The sequence below is a fragment of the Curtobacterium sp. BRB10 genome (assembly GCF_031844325.1).
In the GTDB taxonomy this organism is placed as follows: domain Bacteria; phylum Actinomycetota; class Actinomycetes; order Actinomycetales; family Microbacteriaceae; genus Curtobacterium; species Curtobacterium poinsettiae_A.
This window is the reverse complement of record NZ_JAUZVA010000001.1, coordinates 582,113-605,414: the sequence shown is the minus strand read 5'-3', so window position 1 is coordinate 605,414 and position 23,302 is coordinate 582,113. Positions and strand designations below refer to the sequence as shown.

Genomic DNA, 23,302 nt, shown 5'->3' with positions numbered 1-23,302 from the left:
GCTCGAGTCGGACCCCGGGAAACAGAAGAGGCGGCACCGGTTGGGGGGAACAGGTGCCGCCTTGACATCGAGGGATTGGGGGGAATCCGATTCGATGCCGCCGGAAACGAGTCCAGCGAGAACTACTGTACCCCACGATCGGCCGTCCAGGGCAACCCCGGACACGACCTCCGGGCGTGCCGCGCCTCGACCCGGCCGAGGGGTAGTCTCCGGATGCACGCACGCACCCGCCACGGATGCACGCACGCATCCACGACGGATGCCACCAGAGGCCGCAACGACGCGAAAGGACATCGATGTCCACTCCGACCCAGACCGACCCCCGAGGCGACGACGGAGCGACCTTCGCTCCGCCGCCCGAGTTCGTGGCAGACGCGGTCGCCGGTGAGGACCTGCACCACGCGGCAGCAGCAGACCGCGAGGCGTTCTGGGCCGAGCAGTCCCGCTCCCTGCTCGACTGGCGCACCCCGTTCACGCAGACCCTGGACTGGTCGGACGCCCCGTTCGCGAAGTGGTTCGCCGACGGCACGCTCAACGTCGCTGAGAACTGCCTCGACCGGCACGTCCGCGCGGGCAACGGCGACCGGGTGGCGATCCACTTCGAGGGCGCGCCGGGCGACACGCGCCGGATCACCTACGCGGAGCTGACCGCCGAGGTCCAGCGCGCGGCGAACATGCTCACCGACCTCGGCGTGGGCCGGGGCGACCGGGTGGTCGTGTACCTGCCGCTCATCCCCGAGGCCGTCGTCACGATGCTCGCCGTCGCCCGCATCGGCGCCGTGCACTCGGTCGTCTTCGGCGGGTTCAGCGCCGAGAGCCTCCGTGCCCGGATCGAGGACGCCGGCGCGAAGCTCGTCGTCACGGCGGACGGCGGCTGGCGCCGTGGCGCGGTGTCAGCGCTCAAGCCGGCGGTCGACGAGGCACTCGAGGGCGAGGGCACCGACAGCGTCGAGCACGTCCTGGTCGTCAAGCGCGGCGGCAACGAGATCGCCTGGAACGACCGCGACCTGTGGTGGCACGACGAGGTCGCGAAGGCGGCCCCGGAACACACGCCCGAAGCCTTCCCCGCCGAGACCCCGCTCTTCATCCTGTACACCTCGGGCACGACCGGGAAGCCGAAGGGCATCGTGCACACCTCCGGCGGGTACCTGACGCAGGCCGCCTACACGCACAAGAACGTGTTCGACATGCACCCGGAGAAGGACGTCTACTGGTGCACCGCCGACATCGGCTGGATCACCGGGCACTCGTACGTCGTCTACGGCCCGCTCGCGAACGGCGTGACGCAGGTGCTCTACGAGGGCACGCCCGACGAGCCGAAGCCCGGCCGCTGGTGGGACCTCGTCGACGCCTACGGCGTCACCGTCCTCTACACGGCACCCACGGCGGTCCGCGCGGCGATGAAGGCCGGCCGCGAGATCCCGGAGGCGCGCAGCCTCGAGACCCTCCGCCTGCTCGGCAGCGTCGGCGAACCGATCAACCCCGAGGCGTGGCAGTGGTACCGCCAGGTCATCGGCCACGACCGCACGCCCATCGTCGACACGTGGTGGCAGACCGAGACCGGCGCGATCATGATCTCCGCGCTGCCCGGCGTCACGAAGCTGAAGCCCGGTGCCGCGCAGACGCCGCTGCCCGGCATCGTCGCCGAGATCGTCGACGACGACGGCAACCGCGCCGACCCGGGCGAGAGCGGCTACCTCACGATCACCGAGCCGTGGCCGTCGATGGCGCGCGGGATCTGGAACGACCCGGACCGTTTCGTCGAGACCTACTGGTCGCGGTTCCCCGGCCGCTACTTCGCCGGCGACGGTGCGCGGCTCGACGGACAGGGCGACATCTGGATCCAGGGCCGCGTCGACGACGTCATGAACGTGTCGGGCCACCGCCTGTCGACGGCCGAGATCGAGTCCGCCCTGGTCGGCCACGAGGGCGTCGCCGAGGCCGCCGTCGTCGGAGCCGCCGACGAGACCACCGGCCAGGCGGTCGTCGCGTACGTCATCCTGACCGCCGAGGCCGCCGCCGACGTCGACCGCGAATCGGCGTCGACCGAACTCCGCAACTGGGTGGGCAAGCGCATCGGTGCGATCGCGAAGCCCCGCCAAGTGGTCATCGTCCCTGAACTGCCGAAGACGCGCTCCGGCAAGATCATGCGGCGCCTGCTGCGCGACGCGGCCGAGGGCCGCCGCATCGGCGACACGACGACGCTGGCCGACCCCACGATCATGGCGACCATCGCGGAACTCATGTAGTCCCGGAAACGGAAGCAGGGCCTCCAGTCAGATCCGGACTGGAGGCCCTGCTCACGTTCGTTCCGTCGGTCGCCGCCGTCAGGCGGTGAGCTCCACCACCAGCTCGACCTCCACAGGAGCATCCAGCGGTAGGACCGCCACGCCCACCGCGCTGCGCGCGTGGACGCCGGCATCACCGAAGACCTCGCCGACCAGGGTCGACGCGCCGTTCGCGACACCGGGCTGGCCCGTGAAGGACGGCTCCGACGCGACGAACACGGTGACCTTGACGACCCGGGCGACGCGGTCGAGCGAGCCGGCGACCGACTCGACAGCCGCCAGCGCGTTGAGCGCGGCCACGCGGGCCTGCGCGGTGGCGGTGTCGGCGTCGACCGACGCTCCGACCTTGCCGGTGACGGGCAGTGCGCCGTCGACGAACGGCAGCTGACCGGCCGTGTAGACGTACTGACCGGTGACGACCGCGGGGACGTAGGCGGCGACGGGTGCGGCGACCGGCGGGAGCGTCAGCCCCAGCTCGGCGAGGCGGTCCGCGACGCTCATGCGTCGGCCTTCGGGCGCTTGAGGTACGCGACGAGCCCACCCTCGGGGCCGGTGACGATCTGGACCAACTCCCAGCCCTCGTCCCCGTAGTTGTTGAGGATCGCGGTGGTGTTGTGGATCATCAGGGGCGTGGTGAAGTACTCCCAGCGAGTCATGCGGTTCCTTGCCAGCCTTTCAGTCATGGGTGTCGTTTAGGCTGCATCCTATGTCTGCCCAGAAGACGTCTGCCTCGCGGACCAAGCCCGTCTCAGCAGTCGGCGCCTTCATCGGATTCGTCGGGTTCAGTGCCCTCGCCGGCCTGCTCGTCACGATCGGGGTCACCCCGGCCATCGCGGTCGCCGGTGTCACGACGACGTCGACGATCGGTGTGTTCGAGTCGCTGCCGGAGTACATCGAGATCGGTGACCTGCCGCAGCGCAACGAGCTGTACGCGTACTCGGGCGGCAAGTCCGTGCACTTCGCGACGGTCTACGACCAGAACCGCGAAGAGCTGAAGTTCGACCAGATCAGCGACCAGCTGAAGAACGCGGCGATCGACGGCGAGGACAAGCGCTTCTACGACCACGGCGGGGTCGACATGACCTCGCTCATCCGTGCCGGTGTGGGCAGCATCGCGGGCGGCCTCGGCGAGTCCGGCGGTGGGTCGACGCTGACCATGCAGCTCGTCCGCAACATCAAGATGCAGCAAGCCCTCGAGCTCCCCACCAAGAAGGAGCAGGTCAAGGCCTACAACGAGGCCGTCGAGCAGACCATCCCCCGCAAGCTCGAGGAGATGAAGCTCGCGATCGGGTTGGCGAAGAAGTACTCCAAGAAGGAGATCCTCACCGCCTACCTGAACATCGCCTACTTCGGCGACCAGACCTACGGCGTGCAGGCCGCGGCGCAGCACTACTACAACAAGAGCGCGACCGACCTGACCCCGGCCGAAGCCGCGTCGCTCATCGCGATCGTGCAGTACCCCGAGGCGCGCAACCTGTCGAGCCCGAAGAAGTACGACGCCAACGTCGCCCGTCGCAACGTCGTGCTCCGTTCGATGTACGACCAGAAGAACCTCACCGAGGCCGAGTACCGCACGGCGCGCCAGTCGAAGCCGGCGGACTACGTGCACCTGACGCAGCCGTCGCAGGGCTGCCGCGCCTCGGTGGGCGACGGCTCGCAGTTCTTCTGCGACTACGCGGTCAAGATCGTCAAGGAGATGTCCCAGCTCGGGTCGTCGCAGAAGGCACGTGACACCGCGTGGCGGAACGGCGGCTACAAGATCCAGACGTCGCTGAACATCGACTTGAACGCCGAGCAGAAGCGCCTCGTCAACACCTACGACAACAAGGCCGAGACGAACCTCGCCCTCGGCGCCACGCTCAACTCCATCGAGGCCGGTTCGGGACGCATCATCACGATGGCGCAGAACAAGGACTACGACCAGTCCCTCAAGTCCGCGCCGACTTCGACGAGCATCAACTACAGCGTCGACTACAAGTACGGCAACTCCGGCGGTTTCCAGACGGGATCGACGTACAAGCTCTTCACCCTGCTCGCGTGGCTGCAGGCCGGACACGGTCTCAACGAGGTCGTCAGCGGTGCGCCGCGGAACATGTCGACCGGCTGGACCGCGTGCGGACAGCCCGTCTACGCGGGCGACTACAACCCCAAGAACGACAGCCCGGGTGAGAGCGGCAACTACACCGTTGCAGCAGCGACCGCCGGATCGATCAACCTGGCGTTCCTGAACATGGCGCAGAAGCTCGACCTCTGTGACATCCGCGACACCGCCGAATCACTCGGTGTGCACCGCGCGGACGGCGGCGAGCTGCAGTACAACCCGTCGGCGGTCCTCGGGACGAACGACATCGCACCCATGACGATGGCCGCCGCGTACGCAGCCGTGTCCAACAACGGCATCTACTGCAAGCCGATCGCCATCGACGAGATCACCTCGCCGTCCGGCAAGAAGCTCGGCGGCCAGACGAAGGACTGCAAGCAGGCGATCGACCCCGAGGTCGCGCACGCAGCTGTCTACGCAATGAAGGGCACGATCACGAGCGGTACTGCGCGTGGAGCCCAGACCCCGGACGGTACGCAGCTCTTCGCGAAGACCGGCACGACGGACACCGCGAACCAGATCTGGCTCGTGGGCGCGAGTTCGCGCGTCGCGACTGCCTACTGGCAGGGCAACACGGACGGCAAGCTGAACAACCTCCGTCACTACAGCAACGGGGTGAACGGCACGTACGCCGGTGTCCGTGCGGATGTCTGGAAGCAGGCGATGACCCCGATCAACGCGACCTACCCGGCGGGCCCGTTCACCGACCCGAACAGCTCGGCGCTCCGCGGCAACGCCAAGGCCCTGCCGAACCTGCAGGGCAAGACGGCGGACGAAGCACGTGCGACCGTCTCGGGAGCCGGCTTCACCTACGTCGACGGCGGTGCACGCCCCGGTCCTGGCGACCCGGGGTCGGTCCTGTCGACCTCGCCGGCAGCGGGCGCGCTCCTGTCCTCGGGTTCGAGCGTCACCGTCTACACCTCCGACGGTACCCAGGCGACCGTCCCGGAGATCGGCGGCGACTCCCTCGGGGACGCCCGCTCGGCCCTGAACGACGCCGGGTTCACGAACGTCAACCTCGCCGACAGCTACGCCAAGGGCGGCGGCGGCAAGACCTGCAAGGTCGCCGCGGTCGAGCCGGCGATCAACGCCACGGCGAACAAGAACGACAACGTGACGATCCAGCTCTACGGCGACAAGAACGGCAAGGCGCCCAAGGACTGCAAGTGACCCGCGGTCGCACCGCACTCGGTGTCCTCGCTGCCGGCGCGGCCGTCGGGGCTGCTTCGGCAGCGTGGGGCTCGCTCGTCGAGCGTCGTCGCTTCGGGATCCGGTGGGAGACCGTCCCGGTGCTCCCGCCGGGCTCCCGTGACGTCACCGTCCTGCACCTCTCCGACATCCACATGGCCCCGTGGCAGGCCGACAAGCAGCAGTGGTTGCGCGACCTGAGCCTGGTCGAACCGGACTTCATCGTGAACACCGGGGACAACCTCGGCCACGCGACCGCGAACGCTGCCGTGGAGTACGCGCTCGAGCCGTTCCGCGGGGTGCCCGGTGTCTTCGCCTACGGGTCGAACGACTTCTTCGGGCCCTCCCCGCGCAACCCGCTGAAGTACTTCTCCGGGCCGAGCCGGATGCACAAGGCTGCGGAGCCCGTCGGTCTCGACATCGACCGACAAACGGCGTTCTTCGAGTCGCTCGGCTGGCTCGACCTGAACGACCAGGCGCACGCGATCGAACTCCGCGGCTCCCGGTTCGAGCTGTTCGGCACCTCGGACGCGCACCGCGACTGGGACCGCCTCGACCTGCTCCCCACGAACGTCGACGAGATGCGCAGCGACGTGCCGTGGTCCGAGGACGAGGACGGCCCCGCTCCCGTCGCGATCGGTGTCACACACGCGCCCTACCGTCGCGTGCTCGATGCCTTCGTGACGCAGGGTGCCGACATCATCTTCGCCGGACACACCCACGGCGGTCAGGTGGCGCTTCCGGGGGTCGGCGCGCTCGTCACGAACAGCGACCTCCCCCGCCGGTACGCGAGCGGGTTGCACAAGTGGGAGCACCGCAACCACTGGTCGTGGCTCGAGGTCTCGGCGGGCCTCGGCACCTCGATCTACGCGCCCGTCCGGTTCGCCTGCCGACCCGAGGCCGTCGTGGTCACTCTCACTGCACGGGCTTCCTGAGCCGACGCGCCCGGGAGTTCGCCGGATGGTCGTGAGCATCCCCGATCATCGGATAGTATTGTCTGGTTGCTCCGGTACGGAGCGATCACACCGCGGGGTGTGGCGCAGCTTGGTAGCGCGCCTCGTTCGGGACGAGGAGGTCGCAGGTTCAAATCCTGTCACCCCGACACTGTGTTGAGACAGTACGAAGAAGGCCCTGGTTCTCCGGAACCGGGGCCTTCTGCTTTCCACGGGTGCATCTCGGTCGTCGATGGGTCGCACGACCCAGTCAGCCGGTTCCTGTCCCATCGCGAGCAGGCGCTCCCGCTACGCTCGCAAGCGCCATGCAGAACGACAATCCCCTCGCCGCCGTGCTCGCGGCGATCGCCGCCGAGTTCCCCGACATCGCGGACGACCCGGCGCTGGGGCAGAGCCTGACCGACAACGTCTCGTCGATGATCGCCGAGGCCCACGAGCGCTACACCGCGGGGACCGACGGCAGCGTCGTGAGCCACGCGTTCCTCGACCCCGAGCACCTCGCGACCGGCAGTCTGCACGCCGAGCACGCACAGCACCCTGCCGGTGCCATGCTCGCGGCGGAGATGCTGTTCGACGCCTACCTGCCGGTCTTCGTCGACGAGGTCGGTGCGACGTCGTCCGCCGAGGTCCTGCGGGCCACCAGGGCCCTGCACGCCGGCATCTGGAGCCGGTTCCCGGCCGGGGCGGTCGCGTACACGGAGGCACTGCGCCAACGCCTCACCACGGCGCACCTGGACTCCCGGACGCAGATCGCGCGGGATCTGCACGACCGCGTCGCCCACGGCATCCTCGCCGGGTTGCAGCGCCTCGACCTCGTCCTGCTGACGGACCCGTCGGCGGACGAACGAGCCGACCAGCTCGACGACGCAGCGCGGTTGCTCCGGAGCGCACTCGGCGACGTGCAGGACCTCGCAGTGAGCCTGCACGCCCGGGTCGGGGATGCACTGCTCGACGACGCGCTCCGACGGCACGTGCGCGACCTGTTCCCCGACGATGATCTCCTGTCCATCGAGTCGACCGGTGTCTCCGGTTCCCTGCCGAACTGGCAGGCCGAGGAAGCGCTGACGATCCTGCTCGAGGCGCTCACCAACCGCGTCAAGCACGCCCCCGGTTCGACGACGTCGGTGCGCTTCGTCTGGTCACCCGCGACGTTGCTCGTGACGGTCGCCGATGACGGGCCGGGCTTCGACGTGCAGGGCGACACCGACGGCCGCCTCGGGCAGCAGACCATGCGCGAACGTGCCGCGGTGATCGGCGCGCGACTCGACGTCGAGAGCGCACCCGGTTCCGGCACCACCGTCCGCCTGACGATCCCGAGGGGCACGCTGTGACCATCACGCACGTCGCCATCGTCGACGACCACCGGCTCTTCCGCGAAGGACTCGCCACGATCCTGGCCGCGGTCCCCACGATCCGCGTCGTGGCGCACGGTGAACGGCCGTCGGAGGTGCTCGACTCCCCCGAAGCCCCCGCGATCGACGTCCTGCTGCTCGACGTCGAGCTGGACGGCCCGCCGGCACGGACGACGATCGCCACGGTCCGCCGCACCCGTCCGGACATCCGCGTGGTGGTGCTCACGATGCACCGGGACGCGGTCCTCCGCCGCACGCTGCTGGACGCCGGCGCGGTCGACTTCGTGACGAAGGACACCCCGAGCCGCGAACTCGTCGACCGCATCGCCCGCGCAGCCCACGCCGATGCGACACCCGTCACGTTCCCCGTCGACCTGGTGACCGAGGCCCGAGCGGGCTCACCGTTGAGCGACCGCGAGCTCGAGGTCCTCCGGCTCCTCGCGGCCGCGCGCACCAACGCCGAGATCGCGGCGGACCTGCAGCTCGCGATCGGCACGGTCAAGCGGCACGTCTACAACGTGTTCCGCAAGCTCGACGTCGGTTCGCGGGTCGGGGCGGTCGCCGCAGCGACGCGCCTGGGCCTGCTCGCCTGAGGCCCACCCCACTTCGTGAGCAGGAATGGTCGGGTGCCCGCAGGCGACCCGACCATTTCTGCTCACCAAGCGAACGAACGAAGGAGCTAGACCGACGCCGCCGCACCCGCGGGCACGAGCTTGCCGGCGGTGTGCAGCCCAGCCACGACGTCGAGCGCCTGGTGCCGGTACCGCGCCTGTGCAGCACCGGGCGACACGATCACGCCGTTCGCCCCGGTCGACGCCACGAGTGCGTTGATCTTCTCCGCGACCTGCTCGGCGTTCCCGTAGGCCTGCCGCTCGGTGCGGGCGGCGATGAACCGGCGCTCGAGGTCGTTGAACTCGTACGCACGCGCCTCGTCCATCGAGACCGGTTCGGGCTTCCGGCCGGAGCGCATCCGGATGAAGGAGATCATGCCCGGGGCGCTCTGCTCGTCGATGACGGCGGGGTCCTCGTCGGTGACGACCTGCACGCCGATCAGCGCGTTCGGCGTCTGCCGGAAGCGCGACGGTCGGAACGAGTCGCGGTACAGGGCGAGCGCGGCCTCGGTGTTGTCCGAGGCGAAGTGGTGGGCGAAGGCGAACGAGACGCCGAGCGCGCCGGCGACCTGGGCGCTGTAGCCGGAGGAGCCGAGCAGCCAGAACTCGGGCACGTCGCCGTAGCCCGGCACTGCGCGGATGCCGGACAGCGGGTTCGACTCGTCCATGCCGGTGAAGAACCCGATCAGGTCGGACAGCCGCTCCGGGAAGTCGTCGACGTCGAGTCGGTCCGTGCGGCGCAGCGCCATCGCCGTCGCGCCGTCGGTGCCGGGAGCGCGCCCGAGGCCGAGGTCGACGCGGTCACCGTACAGCGCACGGAGCGTGCCGAACTGCTCGGCGACGACGAGGGGGGCGTGGTTCGGCAGCATGACGCCACCCGATCCGATGCGGATGGTCGAGGTGGCCGCACCCACGGCGCTCAGCAGCACCGCCGGGGCCGAGGACGTGATGCCCGGCATCCCGTGGTGCTCGGCGACCCAGAACCGCTCGTACCCGAGCTGTTCGGCGTGCACGGCCATGTCGATGGACCCCTGCAGGGCCTCGGTGTTGGACTGGCCGTACTCGCGGGTGGCCAGGTCGAGGACGGACAGGTGCAGGGTGTCGTCGGTCATGTGGTCACCAACGCGCCCCGGCGCACGTGCATTCCTGTGCACCAGACGGACTGGAGGCCCGTGGCGGCGCCGCCACGGGCCTCCAGTCCGTCTGGTGGGTGCGTACCGGACGCGCGCCGGCACGAGCGGTCAGGCGCCGTCGAGGCGGCCGCCGGACTCCGTCAGGTAGCAGTTGGCGCAGAGCGACTCGTAGGCGACGTCGACGCCGTCGATCGCGACCTGGGAACCGTCGAAGACGAACCGGCCGTCGACCGTGCGGGCGTTGAAGACCGCCTTGCGGCCGCAGCGGCAGATGGTCTTGAGTTCCTCGAGTGCGTGCGCGACCTCGAGCAGGCGGGCGCTGCCGGGGAACGCCTCGGTACGGAAGTCCGTGCGGATGCCGTACGTGATGACCGGGATCTCGTCGAGCACCGCGATGCGCAGCAGGTCGTCGACCTGACGCGGGGTGAGGAACTGCGCCTCGTCGACGAGCACGCAGCTGACGGGCCGCACCATGCCGTCCAGGCGGTCGGACTCGGGGTCCAGGGCACCGGCGGCGGTGACGGCCTGCCGCACGTCGGCGTCCGGCGAGAAGACGATGTCGACGGTCCGGGTCACGCCCAGGCGGGAGACGATCTCACGATCGCCCTTGGTGTCGACCGCGGGCTTGGCGAGCAGTACCCGGTGCCCGCGCTCCTCGTAGTTGTAGGCGGCCTGCAGGAGCCCCGTGCTCTTGCCGCTGTTCATCGCGCCGTAGCGGAAGTAGAGCTTCGCCACTACGCGAGGAACCCGTCCTCGGCAGCCCGACGGATGAGGTCGGACTTCTTCGAGGCGGGGCGGCCCACCTTGCTGTACTTCTCGCGCACGCGACGCAGGTAGGTCTTGGCGGTCTCGTACTGCACGTTCATCTGCGCGGCGACCTCGTTGGTGGAGTAGCCGGAGACGTACAGGCGGAGGGCCTCTTCTTCACCGGCGCTGAGCTTGGGTCGCTGGTGGGCCTGCGCGCCCGTCGGCAACGGTCGCCACTCGCGGGGCTGCGGGGTCTCGCGGGCGACGCCCATGATCTCGCGTGCGACGTCCATGACCTCGCGCATCGGGAGCGACTTCGACAGGAACGCGGCGGCACCTGCGGCGAGGGCGCGGTCGCGGGACTCACGGCTGTCGACGCTCGAGAGCACGATCACCTTCGCCCCGGCGGCGCGGCAGGTACGGACGCGGGCCTCGATGGAGACCGGTTCCTTGAGCTGGAAGTCCAGGAACACCAGGTCGGTCGGGAAGCTGTCGCTGTGGACCATCTCGAGCCAGGTGTGCGCGGTCAGGGCCAGGTCGAAGTCGAACGCGTTCACCGCGATCCAGCTCGACAGGCTGTCCAGCAGCACCTCGTGGTCGTCGAGGATGGCCAGCCGCACACGTCGTGCTCCCGGGTTCGGGAGGGACGGCGACCCCTCCGAGAGCCTGTTCGGGTCAGTGCTGGTCATAGGAGAACCTTAGTGCGAGGGCGGAGGGGCGGACCGCGACGTCGAGGTCGGGGAACGTCACGCGGAGGACGGCGAAGTAGGGGTCGAAGGTGCGGTGGATGCCGATGTCGGAGTCCGCCACAGCGAGCTCCATGTCGACGGACACCCGAGCGGGTGCGGGCGACTGCGCGGGCCGGGCGGCCGGGGCTGCCCGGGCCGCCCGGGACGCCGCGGCCGCCACGGTGTCCGCTCGGCGCACCCTCGCGCGGAAGCCGGCCGGGTCGACGGTCGAGGCGCGGAGGGCCGCACGGACGAAGGTGCGGACGACCGCCCGCTGGTCGGTGTCGAGCGTCGCGATGAGGCCTTCGGGGTCGTCGACCACCGGCGCCTCGCCGCCGTCGATCCGGACTGCGTGCTCGAACCAGGTGCGGTCGGCGTCGGCGACCATGGACGCCCGGATGCCGTCGGCGATCGCGCGGGCTCGGGCACGGTCGGCATCGGTGATGACGTCGCGCGTGCGGAGCTCGGCGAAGAACGGGGCGACGTCGCGGGACAGGATCGTCGCGCGGTCCTGCTGCACGCTCTGCGCGATGCCGTCCCGCTCGGCACGCGCGACGGAGTACGACCCGGCACGGATCTGCACCCGTTCGGCGAGCCCAGCGAAGGTCCAGGCGAACACCGCGGACGCGGCGGTCAGCACGAGCGTGGGGGCCGCGGCCAGGAACGCCGCGACGGCGACCGGCACCTCGTGTGGGAACTCCGCTGCACCAGCGCCCCAGGTCACGGCGTTCACCGCGGCCAGGACGACCCCGCCGATCGTCAGGTCGGTCCACGGACGGTAGGGCGCGACCATGACGATGCCGGTCGCGGTGATCAGGGACATGAAGTCGTTCAGGGCACTCCGGTCCGGCCCCCACTGCGCGGCGACGCTCGTGACCGACGCCAGGCCGAGCAATCCGACGTGCGCGACGAACGCCCAACGCGGGAACGGCGCACGGAACGGACTCGAGGCAGCGAGCACCACCACCGCCGAGGCCGCGACGAGCAGCACGGTGAGGGCGCTGAGCGTCGGGCTGCCCTCGACGTCGCGGTCGAAGACCGACACGAGCAGGGCCCAGACGACGCTGCCGGCCCCGAGGACGACGGCCAGGGGCCGCGACCCCATCGCGCCGAGCGGGTCGTACTGCTGTGCGGTCCGGCGGGAGCCCCATCCGGACCCGTGGCGCTGCCCGGCCGCCGTCATCGCTCGGCCTCCCTGCCGTCGCCGAGCGCCGGCACGGTGACCGCGCCGGTGACCGGTCCGTAGGGCACGGTCATCATGACGCTCGTGCCGGAGCCGGGCGACGACCAGATCTGGACGTCACCGCCGACCCGGCCGATGCGCTCACGCACCGAACCGCGGAGGCCCATCCGGTCGGCGCCGGTGGCGTCCTCGTCGAACCCGCGGCCGTCGTCGACGACCATGACGGTGCAGGACGCGCTGTCGTCGAAGACGCTCACCTCGGCGGCGTCGGTCCCCGCGTGCTTCCGCACGTTGGCCAGGCACTGCCCCACGGCCCGGACGACCGCCGACAGCGCGCGCTGGTCCAGCCGCTCGAGTGCGGAGGGGTCCCCGGAGACCGTGACGTCCAGCCCGGAAGTCCGGTGCTCGTCGACCATGGCGCCGAACGCGTCGGCCGCGGCTCCGGGTCGCGGACGGGCGGCAGGCGCGAGCCACCCCTTGCCGGTGAGCGCCGCGACGTCGGCGTCGACCGTCTCGGCGAGGTGTGGGTCCATCGGGCCGTCCGGCGCGAGGGTGATCGCGCCCAGGTGGTTGAGCACGGTGTCGTGCAGGATCGCGGACGCCTCGGCCTCGACCCCGGCCCGGTAGGCGGACACGTGTTCTTCACGCGCAGATCGCAGGAGCTCGGGCTGCACCCGTTCGCTCCGCCCCGTGCTGCGGGTGGTGAAGAGCACGAGCGCGACCACGAAGCCAAGCGTGACCCACGCCAGGATGAGCGGACGGGGCGTCTCTTCGGCCTGCACGATGGCGATCCAGGTCGCGAGTCGCCCGGTCAGGAAGCCCACGAAGGACCACAGCACGACGCGGCTCGGCACGGCCCCGGCTCCCCCGACCAGGATGAGCGGGATCACGACGAGGGACATCAGGTACGAGGTCACCCACCCGGTCGGTACCTGCTGCTGCACCCCGACGGCGAACCACCAGGCGCAGACACCGCCGACGACCAGGAACGCGATCGCCGAGACCCGGCTGCCGAACTGCACGTGCACGCCGATCATGGCGAGCATCGGGACGACCGCCAACGCGGTGCCGACGACCTGCACCCCGGGCTCGGACAGGCCGTAGAGCACGAGGGTGATGGCCGCGGCCAACAGGGACCCGATGGCGCCGGCGTGGAACGCGCGCACGGTCGACCACGCGTTCACTCGCGGTGCGAGGTGCGTGGGGATGCCGAGCACGAGGTGGATCCTTCCGGGTGGCGAGGGCGCCGTCCACGATCCAACCACCGGAGCAGCGGCCGTGTACCCCGAATCCGGGGCCGTGCGGCGACCCGCACGATGATAGCGGCCCGGACCGGGGGCTTGCTGTCCCCCGAACGCGGACCGGACACGACCCGGGCAGACGCCCCTCAGAACAGCGTCTGTGCCGCCGCCGGCCGGAGCAGCCGCTGGTCGAAGCCGGGGTCGGCACGCTTCAGCGGTGACACCGTCGGCACCGACTGCTCCTGCGGCAGCGCCTGTGGCTCGCCCGGGCCCAGCCCCTGCGGTACACCCGGCTGCGGCGTTCGCGGTTCGGAGAACCCCATCGACCCCGTCGCCGGGTCCACACGACCCAGCCCAACCCCGTGCGCCGCCAGGATCGGGCGGATGCGCTCCGACAGCCACCGCCGGTAGTCCTTCGGCGCGTAGGTGTTGTCGAGGTACATCGCGCGGTACCGCTGCACCAGGTCGGGTCGCTCACGGCCGAGCCACTCGAACCACCACGGCTTGACGCCGGGCCTCAGGTGCAGCGCCGAGTACATGATGCTCGTCGCACCTGCCGCGGTCGCCCGACCGATGGCGTCGTCGAGGTGCGCCCGGGTGTCGGTGATGTACGGCAGCACGGGCATCAGGAACACGGCGCAGTCGAGCCCCGCGTCGCGGATGGCCCGCACGGTCGCGAGCCTGGCCGACGTCGTCGGCGTGCCGGACTCGACCGACTGTTGCAGCGGGTCGTCGTACACGGCGATCGACATCGCGAGGTCGACCGGCACCACCTTCGCCGCCTCGGCCAGCAGCGGCAGGTCGCGGCGCAGCAGGGTGCCCTTCGTCAGGATGCTGAACGGGGTGCGCGACTCCGCCAGTGCCTCGATCACGCCGGGCATCAGCCGGTACCGCCCCTCGGCCCGCTGGTACGGGTCGGTGTTCGTGCCGAGCGCCACCGGGTGACGGTCCCACGAGGGCTTGCCGAGCTCACGACGCAGCACGTCGGCGACGTTCGTCTTCACCACGATCTGCTGGTCGAAGTCGGCGCCGCCGTCGAACTCCAGGTACGTGTGGGTCGGGCGGGCGAAGCAGTACACGCAGGCGTGGCTGCACCCGCGGTACGGGTTGATCGTCCAACCGTACGTCCCCGAGCCGTCCGCGCTCGGCACCCGATTCAGGGCGCTCTTCGCCAGGACCTCGTGGAAGGTCACCCCGGCGAACTCGGGCGTCGTCACGCTCCGGACGAACCCGCTGTTCGATTCCATCCCGGGCAGCGCGTCGCTCTGCTCGGCATCGATCGCCTGTCCACTCCACCGCATGCCGTCATTCGAACACACGTTCGAACGGACCGCAAGCCGGGCGTCGCCTAGTGGTGGAGCCCGAGCACCTTCGCGGTGCGCTCGAGCGTGGCGTCCGCCAGCTCCGGGTCGTCGCCGAGGTCCTGCCCGTAGGTCGGCACCATCGCACGGACGTCGTCCTGCCAGCCGTCCCACCGGTCCGGGAAGCACCGGCGCAGCATCGTCAGCATGATCGGCACGGCCGTCGAGGCACCCGGGGACGCCCCGAGCAGGCCGGCGATCGAGCCGTCGGCGGCGGTGATGACCTCGGTGCCGAACTGCAGCACACCACCCTTGTCCTTGTCGGGCTTGATCACCTGGACGCGCTGCCCCGCGGTGATCCGGTGCCAGTGCTCGGGTTCGGCGCTCGGCATGAAGTCGCGGAGCGCCTCGAACTTGGTGCGCTTCGATGCGAGGAGCTGGCCGACCAGGTAGCGGACCAGGTCGAAGTTCGAGAACGCGACGCTCAGCATCGGGCGGAGGTTGTGCGGCCGGATCGAGCGGAACAGGTCGAGGACCGAGCCCTGCTTCAGGAACTTCGGACTGAAGCCGGCGTACGGGCCGAACATCAGCGACGAACCACCGTCGACGATGCGGGTGTCGAGGTGCGGCACCGACATCGGCGGGGCACCGACGCTGGCCTTGCCGTAGACCTTGGCGGAGTGCTTCTGCACGACCTCGGGATCGTCGGTGCGCAGGAACTCGCCCGACACCGGGAAGCCGCCGTAGCCGCGGATCTCCGGGATGCCGGACTTCTGCAGCAGGTGCAGGGCCCCACCACCGGCGCCGACGAAGACGAACTTCGCGGCGATGCGCTGCGTCGACCGGCCGATCTCGTTGCGGACGTTCAGCACCCAGCCCTCGGACACCTTCGACCGGGTCAGGTTGGTGACCTGGTGCGAGGGCTCGAACTCGACACCGTCGATCTCGAGCTGGTCGAAGAGCTGGCGGGTGAGCGACCCGAAGTCGACGTCCGAGCCGGCCGCCGAGTAGGTCGCCGCGATCGGCTGGTCCTTCTTGCGACCCGGGATGAGCGCCGGCGCCCACCGCCGGATCTGCGCCGGGTCGTCCGAGAACTCGATGCCCGCGAAGAGCGGGTGGTCACGCATCGCCTCGTACCGGGCGCGCATGTAGGCGACGTTGGCCTCGCCCCACACGAAGGAGATGTGCGGCGTGGGGTTGATGAAGTTCGTGGGCTCCGGCAGCACGCCGGTCTCGACCAGGTGTGCCCAGAACTGCCGCGAGACCTGGAACTGCTCGTTGACCGTGACGGCCTTCGCGATGTCGACGCGGCCGTCCGGCAGTTCCGGCGTGTAGTTCAGCTCGCACAGTGCCGAGTGCCCGGTACCCGCGTTGTTCCACGGGTTCGAGGACTCCTGCGCCACCGTGCCGAGCCGCTCGTACACGCGGATCTTCCAGTTGGGCTCGAGCCGGTGGATGATGGCCCCGAGCGTGGCACTCATGATGCCTCCGCCGATCAGGACGACGTCGATGGGGTCCACCTGCTGCTCTGCCACCCGTCGATCCTACCGGCGGCGTCCGACAGACGGACAGGAGGCCCGTGGCGGTGTCGCCACGGGCCTCCTGTCCGTCTGCTGGTCGCGCTCGGCGCGCTACGCGTCGACGGAACGGCGCGCGACGATCGTCTCCGCGATCTGCACCGCGTTGAGCGCGGCGCCCTTCCGCAGGTTGTCGTTGCTGACGAACAGGACGAGGCCGCGGCCCTCTGGCGCGGACTGGTCGGCGCGGATGCGGCCGACGAACGCCGGGTCCTGGCCGGCGGCCTGCAGCGGGGTCGGGACCTCGGAGAGCTCGACCCCGGGCGCGCTCGACAGGATCTCGGTGGCGCGCTCGGGCGACAGCGGACGCTCGAACTCGGCGTGCACCGAGATGGAGTGCCCGGTGAACACGGGGACGCGCACGCAGGTGCCGGCGACGAGCAGGTCGGGGAGTTCGAGGATCTTCCGGCTCTCGTTCCGGAGCTTCTTCTCCTCGTCGGTCTCGCCCAGGCCGTCCTCGACGATGCTGCCGGCGAGCGGCACGACGTCGAAGGCGATCGGGCGGACGTACTTGACCGGCTCGGGGAACGTCACGGCGGATCCGTCGTGCGTCAGCGCGGCGGTGTCCTGCTCGAGCGCGGCCGTCGCCTGGCCCAGGAGTTCCTCGACCCCGGCGAGCCCGGAACCCGAGACCGCCTGGTAGGTCGTGGCGACGAGTCGGCGGAGCCCGGACTCGGTGTCGAGCACCTTGAGCACCGGCATGATCGCCATGGTCGTGCAGTTCGGGTTCGCGATGATCCCCTTCGGCGCCTGGTCGATGGCGTGCGGGTTCACCTCGCTCACGACGAGCGGGACGTCGGGGTCCATGCGCCAGGCGCTCGAGTTGTCGACGACGAGTGCCCCGGCGGCGGCGAACTTCGGCGCGAGGGCCCGCGAGGCGGTGGCCCCGGCGGAGAACAGCGCGATGTCGATGCCGGACGGGTCGGCGAGCTCGGAGTCCTCGACCACGATCTGCTCGCCCCGGAACGGCAGCGTCGTACCGGCGGAACGGGCGCTCGCGAAGAAGCGGACCCGGTCGGCCGGGAACGCGCGCTCTTCGAGCAGGCGACGCATCACGGCGCCGACCTGGCCGGTGGCGCCGACGACGGCGACGGTGAGGGTGCTCATGCGGTGCTCCTGGTGGTTCAGCGGATCGACGGGGCGGCGGGCGTCAGCGGCCGGTACCGGCGTAGACGACGGCCTCGGCGTCGGCGTCGAGGCCGAACGCACTGTGCACGACGCGCATCGCCTCGTTCAGGGTGTCGGCGCGGGTCACGACCGAGATGCGGATCTCGGACGTGGAGATCATCTCGATGTTGATCGATGCGTCGTGCAGGGCGCGGAACAGCTGCGCCGAGACACCGGCGTTCGTGCGCATGCCGGCACCGACCAGGGCGAGCTTGCCGATCTGGTCGTCGTACTGGATGCTCTCGTAACCGATGTCGGCCTTCGCGACCTCGAGCGCCGTCAGCACGGTCTGACCCTGGTCCTTCGGCAGGGTGAACGAGATGTCCGTCCGCCCGGTCGAGGCTGCCGACACGTTCTGGACGATCATGTCGATGTTCGCCCCGGCGCGCGCGACGTTCGTGAAGATCTCGGCGGCCTTGCCCGGCTGGTCCGGGACCCCCACGACGGTGATCTTGCCCTCGGAGAGGTCTCCGGCGATCCCGGTGATGATCGGTTCTTCCACGGTTTCCCCCTCGGCAGGGTTGTAGACGATGGTGCCCTCGTTGTTGTTGAACGAGGACCGGACGTGCAGGGTGACGCCGTGCCGCCGGGCGTACTCGACGGCGCGGATGTACAGGACCTTGGCACCCGAGGCTGCGAGCTCGAGCATCTCCTCGCTGGTGACGCGGTCGACCTTGCGTGCCTTCGGCACGACACGGGGGTCGGCGGTGAAGATGCCGTCGACGTCGGTGTAGATCTCGCAGACGTCGGCGTCGAGTGCAGCGGCGAGGGCGACGGCCGTGGTGTCCGAGCCGCCTCGACCGAGCGTGGTGATCTCGCCCGTGGTGCGGTTGAAGCCCTGGAACCCGGCGACGATCGCGACGTGACCGGAGTCGAGCGCCTCACGCACGCGCTTCGGGGTGACGTCGACGATGCGCGCCTTGCCGTGCTGCGCGTCGGTGAGCATGCCGGCCTGGCTGCCGGTGTAGGACGACGCTTCGACCCCGAGGCTCTTGATCGCCATCGCGAGCAGCGCCATCGAGATGCGCTCCCCCGCGGTCAGGAGCATGTCGAGCTCACGGCCGGCAGGGATCGGCGTGACGGAGTGCGCGAGGTCGACGAGTTCGTCGGTGGTGTCGCCCATCGCCGACACGGCCACGACCACGTCGTTGCCGGCCTTCTTCGTCTCGACGATCCGCTTCGCCACGCGCTTGATGCTCTCGGCGTCCGCGACGGATGAACCACCGAACTTCTGCACGATCAAGGCCACTGGCTGGTACTCCCGGAGACGGCGACACCGCGAGGTCACGCGGTCTCACAATGGTAGTCGGTGTTTCGGGGATGTTGCGTGCGAGCGGGCCCGCACGCAAGGATCCTGCGTGGCGGTCAGCCGCCGACGACGCGGCGCCCCTCGAAGGCACGACCGAGCGTGACCTCGTCGGCGTACTCCAGGTCGCCGCCGACCGGCAGCCCCGACGCGAGCCGGGTGGTGCGGATTCCCATCGGGACGAGCAGCCGGCTCAAGTAGGTCGCCGTCGCCTCGCCCTCGAGGTTCGGGTCGGTCGCGATGATGACCTCGGCCACGGTGCCGTCGGCCAGACGCGTCATGAGCTGCTGGATGCGCAGGTCGTCCGGTCCGATGCCGTCGATCGGGCTGATCGCCCCGCCGAGCACGTGGTACAGCCCGCGGAACTCGCGGGTGCGCTCGATCGCCGCGACGTCCTTCGCCTCTTCCACCACGCAGATCGTGGCCGGCGAGCGGCGCGGGTCGCGGCAGATGCTGCACTGGACGTTCTCGGTGACGTTGCCGCAGATCTCGCAGAAGCGGACGCGCTCCTTGACGTCGGCGAGCAGCTCGGACAGCCGGCTCGGGTCGAACGACTCGGTCTGCAGGATGTGGAAGGCGATGCGCTGCGCCGACTTCGGGCCGATGCCGGGCAGGCGACCGAACTCGTCGATGAGGTCCTGGACGATCCCGTCGTACATCAGGCACCGTCCTGGTGGAGAGCGGTCTCCTCGATGAACTGGGCGTTGAGGATCTCACGCACGACGGCCTCCCCGTACCGGCCGGCGACCGGGGCGCGTCGCGCGGGCGGCGCGGTGCGCGCGGGAGCGGCGGCCGGCTGTGCCGCGCGCTGCGGGGCGGCCTGCTGCGTCTGGCCCGCCGACGCCGCGGCTGCGGGCGCTGCGGATGCTGCGGGCGCTGGGCCTCGTCCGATCCCCGGGTCGGGGAACGGGGCGCCGTCGTCGTACGGTTCGTCGTCGAGCGGGTAGTCGTCGACCGGCACACCCGGGACGACGGGTCCGCCGGGAGGCGCGGCTGCCGCTCCGGGAGCCGCCTGCGGACCCGGGGTGGTCGGCTGGTCGGCCTGCCCGGCCGTGGCACCGGCTGGTCGCGCGGGTGCGGCCGACGGTGCCGGCTCGGTCGGCTGGGGCGCGCTCGTCTCGGCCGGGGCGACCGGCGCGGACGCCGGCACGGTGCCGAAGGGTGCTGCCCAGCTGGGCTCGACGGACTCCGGGACGGCGTCGGCGGTGGGGTCGCTGGCGGGGATGGTCGCGACCGCCCAGTCCGTCACCGGCGCACCGGAGGGAGCGGGGGTCGACTCAGTCGGTGCCTGGCTGCGCTGCGGCGCGGACGCGGACGGCGCTGCCTTCGGCGCCGACGCGGACTTCGGTGCCGGCGCCGCCGTCGGCGCGGGAGCTGTCGTCGACTCGGGCGTTGCCGACGCGGCCTGCGACTCCGTGGCAGGGGCGGCCGTCGGCGTGGGAGCGGCAGCGGCCACCTGCGTGGCGGGGGCCGGACGCTGGGCCGGTGCGGCCTGCTGTGCCGGAGCCTGCTGCTGCTGGGGACGCTGCTGCTGTCCGGGACCGCGGGCGACGAACTTCACCCGGAGCCCGAGGACGTCCACGATGGCAGCGCGCAGCAGTTCGCTGACGCTGGCCGACGGGTCGGACATCTCCTTGAACGAGGCGACGTCCTGCTGGCTCGGGAACGTCAGCGTCAGCACGTCGTCGCGCAGCGCGGTGACCTGCGCCGTGACGACCACCGACCACGCCGAACGCTTGGCGTGCTGCACGTGCTCGACGATCTGCGGCCAGGAGTCGCGCATCTGCTGGAAGCCGACCGCACCGACGGTCCGGACGGCGGGCTCGTCACCGATCGTCGTGCCCTGGCCGGTGGACGACGGGCTGACCGGCTCGGCCGCGGGCTTCGCGGGCTCCGGCTTGGACGGCGCTGACTTCGCGGGCTCTGACTTCGCGGGCTCGGTCGAGGTCGGCGCAGGCGCCCCGGGAGTACTCGGAGCGACCGCTGCCCACGACGCTCCGGCGTCGCGAGCCACGGCGCCGGAGTCGGCCTGTGGCGCGGCGGGCTGCTCGACGGGACGCTGGGCCGTCGTACGAGCCGCTGCAGGAGCGGGCGTCGGGGCGAGGGAGGGAGCAGGCGCTGCGGGTGCCGCGGCTGCCGGCTGCTCACGACGCGGTGCAGCGGCGACGGCGGGAGCGGGAGCGGACTGCTCGCCGACGCCGGCGTCATGCCCACCGGCGTCGCCCACCCCGACACGACGTTCCAGCCGCTCCACGCGGGCGAGGGCTCCGCGCTGGGTGTCGTCGGCCTCGGGCACGAGCATCCGGGCCGTCATGAGTTCGAGGTGCAACCGGGGCGAGGTCGCGCCGGTCATCTCGGTGAGGGCCCGGTTCGCGATGTCGGCTGAGCGGGAGAGCCCGGTCGCACCGAAGACCCCGGCCTGGCGGCTCATGGTGTCGAGTTCTTCCGGTGAGACCCCGCGCAGGACGGCGGCGGCGCTCTCGTTCGTCGCCGCGACGACGATCAGGTCGCGCAGGCGCTCGAGCAGGTCCTCGACGAAGCGCCGGGGGTCCTGTCCGGTCTGCACGACCCGGTCGATCGCAGCGAACGCGGACGCCGGGTCGGCGACGGCCAGGGCGTCGACGACGTCGTCGAGCAGGGCGGCGTCGGTGTAGCCGAGCAGGGCCACGGCACGCTCGTAGGCGATCGCACCGTCTTCACTGCCGGCCATGAGCTGGTCGAGCAGCGACAGGGTGTCGCGGACGGACCCACCGCCGGCGCGCACCACCAGGGGCAGGACGCCGGGGGCCACCGACACGGACTCCTGCGTGCAGAGCTGCTCGACGTACTCGAGCATCGCCGCGGGTGGGACGAGCCGGAACGGGTAGTGGTGGGTGCGCGACCGGATGGTGCCGATGACCTTCTCGGGCTCGGTCGTCGCGAAGATGAACTTGACGTGCTCGGGCGGTTCCTCGACCAGCTTGAGCAGCGCGTTGAAGCCCTGCGGCGTCACCATGTGCGCTTCGTCGAGGATGAAGATCTTGTAGCGGTCGCGAGCCGGCGCGAACACGGCCCGGTCGCGCAGGTCACGCGCGTCGTCGACACCGTTGTGGCTCGCGGCGTCGATCTCGATGACGTCGAGTGAACCGCTGCCGTCGCGGGCGAGTTCCACGCAGCTCGGGCAGACGCCGCACGGGGTGTCGGTCGGGCCCTCGGCGCAGTTCAGGCAGCGCGCGAGGATGCGGGCCGAGGTCGTCTTACCGCAGCCACGGGGCCCGCTGAACAGGTAGGCATGGTTGACGCGGTTCGTGCGGAGCGCCGTGCGGAGCGGGTCGGTGACCTGCGACTGCCCGATCAGCTCGGCGAAGTTCTCGGGCCGGTAACGGCGATACAGGGCGGTGACCACGCGACAAGGGTAGCCGTCACGACCGACAAGCCGCGTGCCCGTCCACAGCTCCGGTCAGCGCGCGTGCGCAGCCCCGGCTCCCCCTCCCCGGAAACGAAGAAGACTCCTCACGCACCCGCCAGAGCCTGGTTACCCTTGCTGCGTTTCCGCCCTGGGGGAGTTGGCCTGGATGGCGTCACGTGAGGAGCCGCCGAGAAGTCTACCGGACGCGACGGGCAGACTCGAACACATGAAGATCGCCATCGCCGGAGGACACGGCCAGATCGCCCTGCTCCTCGCCCGCCAGATCACCGACGCCGGCCACGACGCCGTCGCGATCGTCCGCAACCCCGCGCACGTGGCCGACGTCGAGCAACAGGGGGCGCGTGCGATCGTCGCCGACCTGGAGCAGCTCGGCGACGACGACCTGGCGCTCCGCCTGCGCGGTGTCGATGCCGTGGTGTTCGCCGCCGGTGCCGGGCCGAACAGCGGCGCCGAGCGGAAGCTCACCGTCGACCGTGACGGTGCGATCCTGCTCGCCGACGCCGCCGAGCGTGCCGGCATCGAGCGCTACGTGATGATCTCCGCGATGGCGGCCGACACCTACGACCCCGAGCTCGCCGTCGTGCCCGCGCAGGACGACGCCGCGGTGTTCCAGGTCTACCTGCGGGCGAAGGCCGAGGCGGACGCGAACCTGCGGGCCCGACGCCTCCGCTGGACGATCGTGCGTCCCGGCGGCCTGCTCGACACGCCGCCGCAGGGCACCGTCGACGTCGGTCGGACGGTACCGCGCGGCTCGATCCCCCGCGCGGACGTCGCGACCGTGGTCCTGCACGCCCTGCTCGACGACGCGGCGGTCGGCGTGCAGTTCGAGGTCACCAGCGGCGACACCCCGATCCCGGCGGCGCTGGACGCACTCACCTGAGCGGTCGGTGGAGCCCGCACCGTGCGAGTCCCTCGCCGAAGGTGCCGGGCCGCGCACCGTGCGCACCCGCTCACCCCGAGCGGACTTCCGCGCCCCGTGTGGCGCTGCAAGCGCGCACCCAGCCGCCAGCCCCGCAC

General features: G+C 70.8%; 19 protein-coding genes, 1 tRNA gene and 1 other RNA gene. 7 read left to right on the top strand and 14 right to left on the bottom strand.

What is annotated here, in order from left to right; all coding sequences use genetic code 11:
• Positions 1 to 296: 296 nt before the first annotated feature.
• The gene (gene acs, locus Q9R26_RS03015) at positions 297 to 2,249 is read left to right on the top strand and encodes an acetate--CoA ligase (RefSeq protein ID WP_259579486.1); all 1,953 of its coding nucleotides are present in this window, start codon (positions 297 to 299) and stop codon (positions 2,247 to 2,249) included.
• Positions 2,250 to 2,327: 78 nt separating this feature from the next.
• On the opposite strand, the gene Q9R26_RS03010 is transcribed toward acs, so the two are convergent.
• Both Q9R26_RS03010 and Q9R26_RS03005 read right to left on the bottom strand, forming a co-directional pair.
• Entirely contained in the window at positions 2,328 to 2,789 is a 462-nt protein-coding gene (locus Q9R26_RS03010; protein ID WP_182066640.1) for a RidA family protein, read from the bottom strand.
• Positions 2,786 to 2,944 carry a DUF4177 domain-containing protein gene (locus tag Q9R26_RS03005; RefSeq protein ID WP_017888699.1) on the bottom strand — a complete coding sequence of 53 codons (159 nt, stop codon included), beginning with the start codon at positions 2,942 to 2,944 and terminating at the stop codon, positions 2,786 to 2,788. Before Q9R26_RS03005 ends, Q9R26_RS03010 begins: the two co-directional genes overlap by 4 nt.
• Positions 2,945 to 2,994: 50 nt before the next feature.
• Between Q9R26_RS03005 and Q9R26_RS03000 the strand changes: the two genes are divergently transcribed.
• The 5 genes from Q9R26_RS03000 to Q9R26_RS02980 all read left to right on the top strand — a co-directional run bounded on the left by Q9R26_RS03000 (position 2,995) and on the right by Q9R26_RS02980 (position 8,475).
• Positions 2,995 to 5,559 (top strand): transglycosylase domain-containing protein, encoded by a 2,565-nt coding sequence (locus Q9R26_RS03000; protein ID WP_182066641.1) that lies wholly within the window; start codon positions 2,995 to 2,997, stop codon positions 5,557 to 5,559.
• Positions 5,556 to 6,512 (top strand): metallophosphoesterase, encoded by a 957-nt coding sequence (locus Q9R26_RS02995; RefSeq protein ID WP_182066642.1) that lies wholly within the window; start codon positions 5,556 to 5,558, stop codon positions 6,510 to 6,512. Before Q9R26_RS03000 ends, Q9R26_RS02995 begins: the two co-directional genes overlap by 4 nt.
• A gap of 93 nt (positions 6,513 to 6,605) precedes the next feature.
• A tRNA-Pro gene (locus tag Q9R26_RS02990) sits at positions 6,606 to 6,679 on the top strand.
• 156 nt (positions 6,680 to 6,835) lie between these two features.
• On the top strand, positions 6,836 to 7,861 hold the full coding sequence (locus Q9R26_RS02985; protein ID WP_311226498.1) for an ATP-binding protein: 1,026 nt from the start codon (positions 6,836 to 6,838) through the stop codon (positions 7,859 to 7,861).
• Entirely contained in the window at positions 7,858 to 8,475 is a 618-nt protein-coding gene (locus tag Q9R26_RS02980) for a response regulator transcription factor (protein WP_311226497.1), read from the top strand. Before Q9R26_RS02985 ends, Q9R26_RS02980 begins: the two co-directional genes overlap by 4 nt.
• Before the next feature lie 86 nt (positions 8,476 to 8,561).
• On the opposite strand, the gene Q9R26_RS02975 is transcribed toward Q9R26_RS02980, so the two are convergent.
• The 12 genes from Q9R26_RS02975 to ffs all read right to left on the bottom strand — a co-directional run bounded on the left by Q9R26_RS02975 (position 8,562) and on the right by ffs (position 22,453).
• Positions 8,562 to 9,605, bottom strand: coding sequence for an LLM class flavin-dependent oxidoreductase (locus Q9R26_RS02975; RefSeq protein WP_311226496.1), 1,044 nt, complete (start codon positions 9,603 to 9,605; stop codon positions 8,562 to 8,564).
• Positions 9,606 to 9,734: 129 nt separating this feature from the next.
• Positions 9,735 to 10,361, bottom strand: coding sequence for a thymidine kinase (locus Q9R26_RS02970; RefSeq protein ID WP_182066646.1), 627 nt, complete (start codon positions 10,359 to 10,361; stop codon positions 9,735 to 9,737).
• Positions 10,361 to 11,062, bottom strand: coding sequence for a response regulator transcription factor (locus tag Q9R26_RS02965; RefSeq protein WP_247737937.1), 702 nt, complete (start codon positions 11,060 to 11,062; stop codon positions 10,361 to 10,363). The genes Q9R26_RS02970 and Q9R26_RS02965 overlap by 1 nt, the downstream gene beginning before the upstream one ends.
• Entirely contained in the window at positions 11,049 to 12,284 is a 1,236-nt protein-coding gene (locus Q9R26_RS02960; RefSeq protein ID WP_311226495.1) for a hypothetical protein, read from the bottom strand. The genes Q9R26_RS02965 and Q9R26_RS02960 overlap by 14 nt, the downstream gene beginning before the upstream one ends.
• Positions 12,281 to 13,501, bottom strand: a complete 1,221-nt coding sequence (locus tag Q9R26_RS02955) for an ATP-binding protein (protein WP_311226494.1) — start codon at positions 13,499 to 13,501, stop codon at positions 12,281 to 12,283. Before Q9R26_RS02955 ends, Q9R26_RS02960 begins: the two co-directional genes overlap by 4 nt.
• 170 nt (positions 13,502 to 13,671) lie before the next feature.
• The gene (locus tag Q9R26_RS02950; protein WP_311226493.1) at positions 13,672 to 14,826 is read right to left on the bottom strand and encodes an Rv2578c family radical SAM protein; all 1,155 of its coding nucleotides are present in this window, start codon (positions 14,824 to 14,826) and stop codon (positions 13,672 to 13,674) included.
• Between the two features lie 47 nt (positions 14,827 to 14,873).
• On the bottom strand, positions 14,874 to 16,361 hold the full coding sequence (locus tag Q9R26_RS02945; RefSeq protein ID WP_311226492.1) for a malate:quinone oxidoreductase: 1,488 nt from the start codon (positions 16,359 to 16,361) through the stop codon (positions 14,874 to 14,876).
• 96 nt (positions 16,362 to 16,457) lie between these two features.
• The gene (locus Q9R26_RS02940; protein ID WP_182067004.1) at positions 16,458 to 17,510 is read right to left on the bottom strand and encodes an aspartate-semialdehyde dehydrogenase; all 1,053 of its coding nucleotides are present in this window, start codon (positions 17,508 to 17,510) and stop codon (positions 16,458 to 16,460) included.
• Between the two features lie 43 nt (positions 17,511 to 17,553).
• Positions 17,554 to 18,819 carry an aspartate kinase gene (locus tag Q9R26_RS02935; RefSeq protein ID WP_017888681.1) on the bottom strand — a complete coding sequence of 422 codons (1,266 nt, stop codon included), beginning with the start codon at positions 18,817 to 18,819 and terminating at the stop codon, positions 17,554 to 17,556.
• Between the two features lie 116 nt (positions 18,820 to 18,935).
• Entirely contained in the window at positions 18,936 to 19,535 is a 600-nt protein-coding gene (gene recR / locus Q9R26_RS02930) for a recombination mediator RecR (RefSeq protein ID WP_017888680.1), read from the bottom strand.
• Positions 19,535 to 22,261, bottom strand: coding sequence for a DNA polymerase III subunit gamma and tau (locus Q9R26_RS02925; protein WP_311226491.1), 2,727 nt, complete (start codon positions 22,259 to 22,261; stop codon positions 19,535 to 19,537). Before Q9R26_RS02925 ends, recR begins: the two co-directional genes overlap by 1 nt.
• Positions 22,262 to 22,356: 95 nt before the next feature.
• Positions 22,357 to 22,453: signal recognition particle sRNA small type (gene ffs, locus Q9R26_RS02920), an RNA gene on the bottom strand.
• A 37-nt stretch (positions 22,454 to 22,490) separates the two neighbouring features.
• Between ffs and Q9R26_RS02915 the strand changes: the two genes are divergently transcribed.
• Positions 22,491 to 23,165, top strand: coding sequence for an SDR family oxidoreductase (locus Q9R26_RS02915; RefSeq protein WP_182067000.1), 675 nt, complete (start codon positions 22,491 to 22,493; stop codon positions 23,163 to 23,165).
• Positions 23,166 to 23,302 lie beyond the last annotated feature (137 nt).